Origin of the sequence: Achromobacter sp. GbtcB20, from assembly GCF_019091095.1 — a bacterium.
Classification (GTDB): domain Bacteria; phylum Pseudomonadota; class Gammaproteobacteria; order Burkholderiales; family Burkholderiaceae_B; genus Achromobacter; species Achromobacter mucicolens.
The window spans coordinates 535282-543697 of the sequence record NZ_JAGXJZ010000002.1 but is presented as its reverse complement, the minus strand read 5'-3'; the positions used below and the strand labels follow the sequence as shown (position 1 = coordinate 543697).

Genomic DNA, 8416 nt, shown 5'->3' with positions numbered 1-8416 from the left:
CATGAGAGGTCTCCCAGAAAGAACAATCCCCACTCAGCGTACCGCTTCGTGGGGATCGGGCTGACCATCTCATTAGGACCCCGCGGGGTCCTTTGCCTTTGGCGCCGGAAATCACAGCCCCAGCACGGACTGCATGTCGTAAAGACCGTTGGTCTTGCCATCGAGGAAGCGCGCAGCGCGCAGCGCGCCTTCGGCGTAAGTGGCCCGGCTGGACGAGCGGTGCGTGATCTCGATGCGCTCGCCGATGCCGCAGAACGACACCGTGTGATCGCCAACGATATCGCCGCCGCGCAGCACCGAAAAACCGATGGTGCCGGGCTTGCGCACGCCGGTGTCGCCGTGGCGGCTCCAGGTGGCAACGTCGGGCAGCGCGACGTCCCAGGCCGACGCGATGGTCTCGCCCATCTTCAGCGCCGTGCCGGAAGGCGCATCGACCTTGTTGCGGTGATGGGCTTCGAACACTTCGACGTCGTAGCCAGCGTTCAGGATGCGGGCCGCCATGTCCAGCAGCTTGAGCGTCGCGTTGACGCCCACGCTCATGTTGGGGGCGAACACGATGGCGGTCTTTTGCGCGGCAACCTCGATTGCGGCGCGGCCGTTGTCGTCAAAGCCGGTGGTGCCGATGACGGCCTTCACGCCGTGCTTCACGCAAGCCTGCAGATGCTTGAGCGTGCCTTCCGGGCGGGTGAAATCGATGAGGCAGTCAGCGCTTGCAAGCGCGTCCAGGTCGTCGGTGATGGCAACCCCGGTCTGCTTGCCCAGCGCGGCGCCGGCATCGCGGCCCAGCGCGGCCGAGCCCGGCACGTCCAGCGCAACGGCCAGTTCCAGGCCGTCGGCCTTCAGGATGGCCTCGATCAACATCTGGCCCATGCGGCCGTTTGCGCCGGCGATAGCAATACGCATAAAAAAAGTCCTTGGATTTAACGCAGCGGCTCGGGTGAGATGCCGGGCTGGCCCGGATACTGGTTGAGCGGGCTGGCGGGTGCATCGGCGTCGCGCTTCTGTTCGTCCTGCTCTTCCTCGGCGCGGGCTTCGTCCCGGGCCAGGCGCTTGTCGGTCTTTTCGTCGGCAACGGCGTCCGGCGTGTTGATCTGGTAGGGCTGCAGATCGGGCTGCTTGTCGCCTTCCCAGCGCGTGAGACGGTCGTTTTCGAACCAGACGGTGAACTTGCGCTCTTGCGGGTTGCCGTAGCCCGGCTTGAAGTAGTACGGGTAGTCCCAGCGATTGGCGTGCAGCACGCTGGTGAGCGTGGGGCTGCCGAGCGCGAAGCGGACTTGTTCACGGGTCATGCCGGGCTGGAGCAGCGCAACCTGTTCCTGCGTGATCCAGTTACCCTGCTGGACCGGCGCCTTGTACGGGAAGCCCCATTTGTTCGAGGTGCAGCCCGCCAAGGCGACGGCCAGGGCGGCAACGGCCAAACCGGTCTTCAGAGAGCGGGAGGGAATACGTGCAAACATGGACACTACGCGCCCCTATTATTTGGAAGCAAGCAAAACCGTTATCATAAAGGTTTCATAAGGATAGTTCCGCGAGGCGGCATGAATTCGGCGAGCCGGCTTGCGGTGACCCCAGTCCTTGCCCATGCCAACGCGGACGGAGAGCGATTACACCATGAGCGACCAAAGCGAACTGAAAAACATGGGTTTGAAGGCGACTTTCCCGCGCCTGAAGATTCTTGATATTTTCCGCAAATCGGGTGAACGGCACCTGAGCGCCGAAGACGTCTACCGCGCCCTGATCGGCGAAAACGTCGAAATCGGCCTGGCGACCGTCTACCGCGTGCTGACGCAGTTCGAGCAGGCCGGCATCCTGGCGCGCAGCCAATTCGACAGCGGCAAGGCCGTTTTCGAGCTCAACGACGGCGACCACCACGACCACCTGATCTGCACCAACTGCGGAAAGGTCGTCGAGTTCTCGGATCCCGAGATCGAAAAGCGCCAGCAAAAGATCGCCAAAGACAACGCCTTCGCGCTGGAAAGCCACGCGATGGTGCTATACGGCATCTGCGGCAGCTGCCTCAAAGGCCGCTAAGCCTGGGCGGGCAGCCGTGAGGCCGGTACATCCGGCTGCGTAGCCAAAAACAAAAGCCCCTTTTGATTGAAGGGGCTTTTTGCATGTTGAGGCCAGTGACGCCGGCAGGCCGCAGACTCAAGGCGTTGGCTGGCCGAACCCTTCCAGCATTTCGCGCGCGTGTTCGCGGGTGGTGGCCGTGAGCTTCATGCCGCCCAGCATCCGCGCGATTTCCTCGACGCGGGCCGGGGCGTCCAGCGGTTCGATGCTGGACCGGGTGGCGCCGCGGGACTCGGCCTTGCTGACCAGGAACTGGTTGTTGGCGCACGCGGCCACCTGGGGCAAGTGGGTGACGCACAGCACCTGATGGCGTTCGCCCAGTTCGCGCAGCAGCTTGCCGACGGATTCGGCCACCGCGCCGCCCACGCCGCTGTCCACTTCGTCGAAGATCAGCGTGGGCACGCGCGCCGCGCGGCTGGCGATGACCGACAGCGCGAGCGAGATACGCGACAGTTCGCCGCCCGAGGCGACCTTGGCCAGCGGACGCGGCGTGGTGCCGGCGTGACCGGCCACCAGGAATTCGACCTGTTCGTTGCCGTGCGCGGACGGCGCCGACGGGGCGAGCGTGGGTTCAAAGCGGCCCCCCTGCATCGCGAGCGTCTGCATGGCCTGGGTGACCTGCTTGCCCAGATCCTTGGCGACCTTGCGCCGGGCGGTGGTCAGCTTGGCGGCGGCCGCGTCGTATTGCGCCTGCGCCGTGGCCGCCTGGGCGCGCAGCGCGTCGATGTCGCCGGCGGCCTGCAAGGCGGCAAGCTCCGCATGTAGCGATTCGCGCAGCTCGCACAGGGCATCAGGATCGGTGCGGAATTTGCGGGCGGTCTCGAATACCAGTCCAAGCCGCGCTTCCACGTCGGCGAGCCGCTTGGGGTCCAGGTCGACCCGGCTGACGTAGTTGTTCAGGTCGGACACCGCTTCGCTGATGGCGATGCGTGCCGATTCCAGTTCGTCATGGACACCCTTGAGGCCCGGATCGTGCCGCAGCATCTGCTGCAGGCGCTGGTTCGCGGCCGTCAGGCGGTGATGCGCCGAATCGCCTTCGCCGTCCAGCATTTCTAGGATTTGCGAGGCGCCATCCAGCAGCGATTGCGCATGCGAGAGGCGCGTGTGCTCGGATTGCAGGGCGTCCCATTCGTCCAGTCCGAGGTTCAGCCGGTCCAGTTCGTCGACCTGCCATTGCAGGCGTTCACGTTCAGAGGCCAGGCTTTCGGCGTCTTTTTCGGCCGATTCCAGCTGGCGTGCCAAGGCGCGCCACTGCTTCCACGCCTGGCCAACCGCGTGGCGAAGGTCGCCGTGGCCGCCGTGCGCGTCCAGCAGGTCGCGCTGGGCGTCGGGACGCATCAGGCTCTGGTGCGCGTGCTGGCCATGGATGTCGACCAGGCTGTTGCCCAGTTCGCGCAGTTGCGCCACGGTGGCGGGGGTGCCGTTGATGTAGGCGCGGCTGCGGCCTTGCGCATCGATGACGCGGCGCAGCGAGAGTTCGTCGTCGGCGTCGATTTCGCGTTCGGCCAGCCACGCATGCAGCGCCGCCGGGGTGTCGAACACGGCGGTGATGTCGGCGCGGGCCGCGCCTTCGCGCAACATGCTGGCGTCGCCGCGTTCGCCGAGGGTGAGCGCCAGCGCATCGACCAGGATGGATTTGCCGGCGCCCGTTTCCCCGGAAAAGACGGTGAAGCCGGGGCCAAAGTGGATCTCGGTCTGTTCGACGATGACGAAGTCGCGGATGTGCAGGGTGCGCAGCATAAGGGGCGCTAATTACTCTACGTTGTCGGAGGCTTCGGGCATCAGGTTCCAGTGCAGTTTGCGGCGCAGGGTGGAAAAGAAGCTGTAGCCTTCGGGATGCACGAATCGGATGGTGTAGGGCGCGCGCTGCACGACGATGCGGTCGCCCGGTTGCAGGTCGGACCAGGTCTGCATGTCGAAGTGCACGCTGGCGCCGACTTCGACGCGGCCCATGGCCGTGAGCGTCATGTTGAGCACGCCGGTGTCCGGGATGACGATGGGCCGGTTCGACAGCGTTTGCGGCGCCACCGGCACCAGCACCATGGCGTTCATGCCCGGGTGCAGGATGGGGCCATTGGCCGACAACGCATAGGCCGTGGAGCCGGTGGGCGTGGCGATGATGAGACCGTCGGCGCGCTGCGTATACATGAAGGCGCCGTCAAGTTCGACCCGGACCTCGATCATGCCGCCGCGGCCCGCGCGGTTCAGGACCACGTCGTTCAGGGCCGACGCGGAATACATCTTCTGGTCGCCGCGCCACACGCTGCCTTCGAGCAGCATGCGGTCTTCGATCTGGAAGCTGCCTTCGAGCACCCGGGCGAGCGCGGCGTGCGCGTCCTGCAGGGCGATGTCGGTGATGAAGCCCAGGCGACCGTGGTTGATGCCGATCAGCGGCATGCCGTAGGGCGCGAGATGGCGGCTGGCGCCCAGCACGGTGCCGTCGCCGCCCATGACCACGGTGAGCGAGGCGGTCTTGCCGATTTCCTCGAGCGTGGCGATGGGGTATTCGGTCAGCCCGGTATTGCGCGCCGTGTCCGCATCGATCAGCACATGGCGGCCCGCCTGCGTCAGCGCGTGCGCAAGTGCTCTCAGCGGTGTGTCCAGGCCGGTGTCCTGGTATCTGCCGATCAGGGCGACTATAGGAAAATGCATGGCTGCGTAAGAATGAAAAGGGCGAAACCGCAAAGCTGAACGCGCCCAGAATGGGCCAATTAGCCGATTATATGGGGCCGTATATTGTGTTGCGGGACAAAAATCGCCTCAACCTGAAAAGATTCCCTAAAATAGCCGCTATGGATGACCGCGCACGCGCTTTACTGAAAGCGTTGATAGAACGCTACATCGCCGATGGGCAGCCAGTCGGCTCGCGGACGCTATCTAAAGTCTTTGACTTGTCTCCGGCCACCATCCGCAACGTCATGGCGGACCTGGAAGAGCTGGGACTGATCCACAGTCCGCACACCTCCGCCGGCCGTGTTCCCACGCCGCGCGGATACCGCATGTTCGTCGATTCGCTGCTGTCGGTGCAGTCGTACCAGCTGCAGCCGCACAACATGGGTGAAATGCTGTCGGCCGCCGAACCCACCCGCGCCGTCAACGCGGCCGCGGCGCTGCTGTCCAACCTGACGCAGTTCGCCGGTGTGGTCCTCACGCCCAAGCGGGCGCAGGTGTTCCGGCAGATCGAATTCATCCGCCTGTCCGACAAACGCGTCCTGCTCATCATCGTGACGCCCGATGGCGACGTGCAGAACCGCATCCTTTTCGTCCAGCGGGATTACGCCGAATCCGAGCTCCTGGAAGCCGGCAACTTCTTCAACATGCACTTCGCCGGCAAGTCGTTCAATGCCGTGCGCCAGACGTTGTCGACCGAGCTGGCCCAGTTGCGCGAAGACATCTCGCGCCTGATGCAGGCCGCCGTCGAGGCCAGCGCCGAAGCGGCCGAGGACGGCGACGCCGTGGTCATCTCGGGCGAGCGCAAGCTGCTGGACGTCACCGACATCGCGTCCGACATGGATCGGCTGCGCAAGATGTTTTCGCTGTTCGAGAAAAAGACCGATCTGCTGCAATTGCTGGACGTCTCGAGCCGCGCGCAGGGCGTGCAGATCTACATCGGCGGCGATTCGCAACTGGTGCCCCTGGAAGACGTCTCCGTCATCACGGCGCCTTACGGCGTGGACGGCAAGGTGGTCGGCACCCTGGGTGTCATCGGTCCGACCCGCATGGCCTACGAGCGGGTCATACCCATCGTGGACATCACGGCGCGCCTGCTGTCCAACGCCCTCAGCCACAACCAGTAGTCCCATTCAAAGCTACATCCTCCTTGCGGAGGAAGGGGAGTTTTTGTGTTTCTTCGCCTGTTCAAGTATCTCTGGCCTGAGCGCTACCTTCCTGAGCCCCACCAACAAGACCCCTTCAACGAGGATCCGCCGCCGCGCGTGCCCGGCAAGGTCGGCGTGCTGCTCGTCAACCTGGGCACGCCCGACACGACGTCGCCCAAGGACATCCGCAAGTATCTCGGCGAATTCCTGTCCGACCCGCGCGTCATCGAAATCCCGCGCTACCTCTGGAAGCCCATCCTGCACGGGATCGTGCTCGTGCGCCGGCCCAAGCGGCTGGAGCCGCGCTACGCTGGCATCTGGATGGAGGGCGGCTCGCCCCTGATGGTCTACAGCCAACGCCAGACCGACGGCGTTCGCGCCGCCCTGCAGGCGGCCGGCGTGGATGCCGTGGTCGAGCTGGGCATGCGCTATGGCAACCCCTCCATCCCCCAGGTGATCGCAAACATGCGCAAGCAGGGCTGCGAGCGCATCCTGACGGTGCCGCTGTATCCCCAGTACGCCGCCAGCACCACCGCCACCGTGGTCGACGCGGTCACCCGCTACATGGGCAAGCTGCGCGATCAGCCGGAGATGCGCTTCATCAAGCGCTTTCACGACGAGCCCGCCTACCTGGACCCGCTTGCCGCGCGCATCGAGCGCTACTGGGCCGAACATGGCAAGCCGCAGAAACTCGTCATGAGCTTTCACGGCCTGCCGCGCTACTCCATCGAACTGGGCGATCCCTACTACCGCGACTGCATGGAAACCGCCCGGCTCCTGGCGCAGCGGCTGTCCCTGCCCCGCGACCAGATCGAAGTGACCTTCCAGAGCCGGTTCGGCTCGGCCCGCTGGCTGGAGCCCTATACCGAGCCGACCCTGAAGGCCCTGGCGGCCTCCGGCGTCACGGAGGTCGATGTGGTGTGCCCGGGATTTGTGGCAGACTGTCTGGAAACCCTGGAAGAAATCAGCCTGGAATGCCGCGACGCCTTTCTCGAGGCGGGGGGCAAACAGTTCCGTTACATTCCTGCCATCAATGACGACCCGGCCTGGATCGCGGGGCTGTCCGGTCTGGTGGAACGAAACTTGCAGGGGTGGATACCTGCAGCCACGGACTTGAAGGAGAAGGCGCATGCACCATGATCCCAAGACTGGAAAGACGGTCAAGAAGGGCAAAGTCACCACTCCCGTCGACGAGGACCGCGTCGAACATGACCTGGACGAGGCCCTGGCCGATACCTTCCCGGCCAGCGACCCGGTCGCGATTCCATCGGATCCGGACGCCGATGACAAGCGCGTGGACCGCGCGCTGAAGGAAAGTTTTCCGGCCAGCGACCCCGTGGCCCCCGCCCAGCCCAGCAAGAAGTAGCCGTTCGGTCAGCGGGCGCCCGGCCTTCGGGCCGCGCCCCGGGGAATATTTCGCTTAACCGGGCTTGAATTAGGGGTATTGGCCCCCATTCATGTCTGCGAAAGCCATTCTTTTTGGAGGATTCCCCATGACGGCACCCCACGAGCCTGCTGACCAGGCGCCCGAAGTCGGCCAGAGCGCCGATGCGGCTCCCGCCGCCCAGGACGCCGCGCAGGCCGAGCTGAACGAGTTGCGCGCCCAATTGGACGCCGCCCAGGCTACCGTCAACGAGCAGCACGACCAGCTTCTGCGTGTGCACGCTGAAGCCGAAAACGTGCGCCGCCGCGCCCAGGAAGAAGTGTCCAAGGCGCGCAAGTTCGGCATCGAGTCGTTCGCCGAAAGCCTGGTTCCGGTCAAGGACAGCCTGGAAGCTGCCCTGGCCCAGCCCGATCAGACGGTCGAAACCCTGCGCGAAGGCGTCGAAGTCACCCTCAAGCAGCTTGCCGCCGCGTTCGAGCGCAATCTGCTCAAGGAAATCGCGCCGGCCCAGGGCGACAAGTTCGATCCGCACCAGCACCAAGCCATTTCGTCCATTCCCAACGAGCAGCCCGCCAACACGGTGGTGCAACTGCTGCAGAAGGGCTATGTGATTGCCGACCGTACCCTGCGCCCGGCGCTGGTGGTCGTGTCGGCCGGCCAGGGCTGAACCGCGTCCCACCATGACCGACCCGCGCTTTGACCCGGCCCAGGTATTCCAGGTGTTCGGCATGCGCCATGTCGACACCGCGGGATTCGATGCGGCCGTGGTGCAAGCGCCCGGGGCGGACCTGCGCTGTGTCTTCCTGTGGGGCCAGGATTGCTACAACTGCAATCTGTTCAAACAGGCGGCGCTGCTTCACCAGGAAACGCTGGTAGGGCTTGGCCTGACGTGGTTCGAAGCCGATGTTTACGCGGATGAACCGCTGGGACGCCGCTTTTCGTTGCATGGCGTCCCCACTTTTGTGCTGTACCGGTCCGGCAAGCGCCCGGGGCGCATCACCGGCTGGCCCGGATTGCCCCAGTTCACGGCGGCGATCCACCGCCTGCAGGAATCGGGCGCCGAAAATTCCAGCCCGGCGTCTTGAAAAACCCTTTGGGCAGCCCCAGTTATGGGGGGACAAGCAGTTTTCCCCAATTTTTCATA

10 protein-coding genes are annotated in these 8416 nt (G+C 64.8%); 6 read left to right on the top strand and 4 right to left on the bottom strand.

The window, feature by feature from the left end:
• Window positions 1-111 precede the first annotated feature (111 nt).
• Both dapB and KVT32_RS05270 read right to left on the bottom strand, forming a co-directional pair.
• Window positions 112-903, bottom strand: a complete 792-nt coding sequence (gene dapB / locus KVT32_RS05275) for a 4-hydroxy-tetrahydrodipicolinate reductase (protein WP_217617789.1) — start codon at window positions 901-903, stop codon at window positions 112-114.
• A 17-nt stretch (window positions 904-920) separates the two neighbouring features.
• Window positions 921-1457 (bottom strand): outer membrane protein assembly factor BamE, encoded by a 537-nt coding sequence (locus KVT32_RS05270; protein WP_142050665.1) that lies wholly within the window; start codon window positions 1455-1457, stop codon window positions 921-923.
• A 154-nt stretch (window positions 1458-1611) separates the two neighbouring features.
• Between KVT32_RS05270 and fur the strand changes: the two genes are divergently transcribed.
• The gene (gene fur / locus KVT32_RS05265; RefSeq protein ID WP_056321269.1) at window positions 1612-2031 is read left to right on the top strand and encodes a ferric iron uptake transcriptional regulator; all 420 of its coding nucleotides are present in this window, start codon (window positions 1612-1614) and stop codon (window positions 2029-2031) included.
• Between the two features lie 117 nt (window positions 2032-2148).
• Here the strand turns inward: fur and recN are convergent, their stop codons facing one another.
• The gene (gene recN, locus KVT32_RS05260) at window positions 2149-3810 is read right to left on the bottom strand and encodes a DNA repair protein RecN (protein WP_217617788.1); all 1662 of its coding nucleotides are present in this window, start codon (window positions 3808-3810) and stop codon (window positions 2149-2151) included.
• Window positions 3811-3822: 12 nt separating this feature from the next.
• Entirely contained in the window at window positions 3823-4722 is a 900-nt protein-coding gene (locus KVT32_RS05255) for an NAD kinase (protein WP_056321271.1), read from the bottom strand.
• 140 nt (window positions 4723-4862) lie between these two features.
• On the opposite strand from KVT32_RS05255, the gene hrcA reads away from it, so the two are divergent.
• The 5 genes from hrcA (at window position 4863) to KVT32_RS05230 (ending at window position 8357) form a co-directional block, all read left to right on the top strand.
• Window positions 4863-5867, top strand: a complete 1005-nt coding sequence (gene hrcA, locus KVT32_RS05250) for a heat-inducible transcriptional repressor HrcA (protein ID WP_062840377.1) — start codon at window positions 4863-4865, stop codon at window positions 5865-5867.
• Window positions 5868-5912: 45 nt separating this feature from the next.
• Window positions 5913-7028: a ferrochelatase gene (gene hemH / locus KVT32_RS05245; RefSeq protein ID WP_217617787.1), complete on the top strand. Its 1116-nt coding sequence runs from the start codon at window positions 5913-5915 to the stop codon at window positions 7026-7028.
• Window positions 7018-7254 carry a hypothetical protein gene (locus KVT32_RS05240; protein ID WP_056321277.1) on the top strand — a complete coding sequence of 79 codons (237 nt, stop codon included), beginning with the start codon at window positions 7018-7020 and terminating at the stop codon, window positions 7252-7254. Before hemH ends, KVT32_RS05240 begins: the two co-directional genes overlap by 11 nt.
• 127 nt (window positions 7255-7381) lie before the next feature.
• On the top strand, window positions 7382-7939 hold the full coding sequence (grpE, locus tag KVT32_RS05235; RefSeq protein ID WP_175156611.1) for a nucleotide exchange factor GrpE: 558 nt from the start codon (window positions 7382-7384) through the stop codon (window positions 7937-7939).
• A 13-nt stretch (window positions 7940-7952) separates the two neighbouring features.
• Entirely contained in the window at window positions 7953-8357 is a 405-nt protein-coding gene (locus KVT32_RS05230) for a thioredoxin (RefSeq protein ID WP_217617786.1), read from the top strand.
• The last annotated feature ends 59 nt before the right edge of the window (window positions 8358-8416 follow it).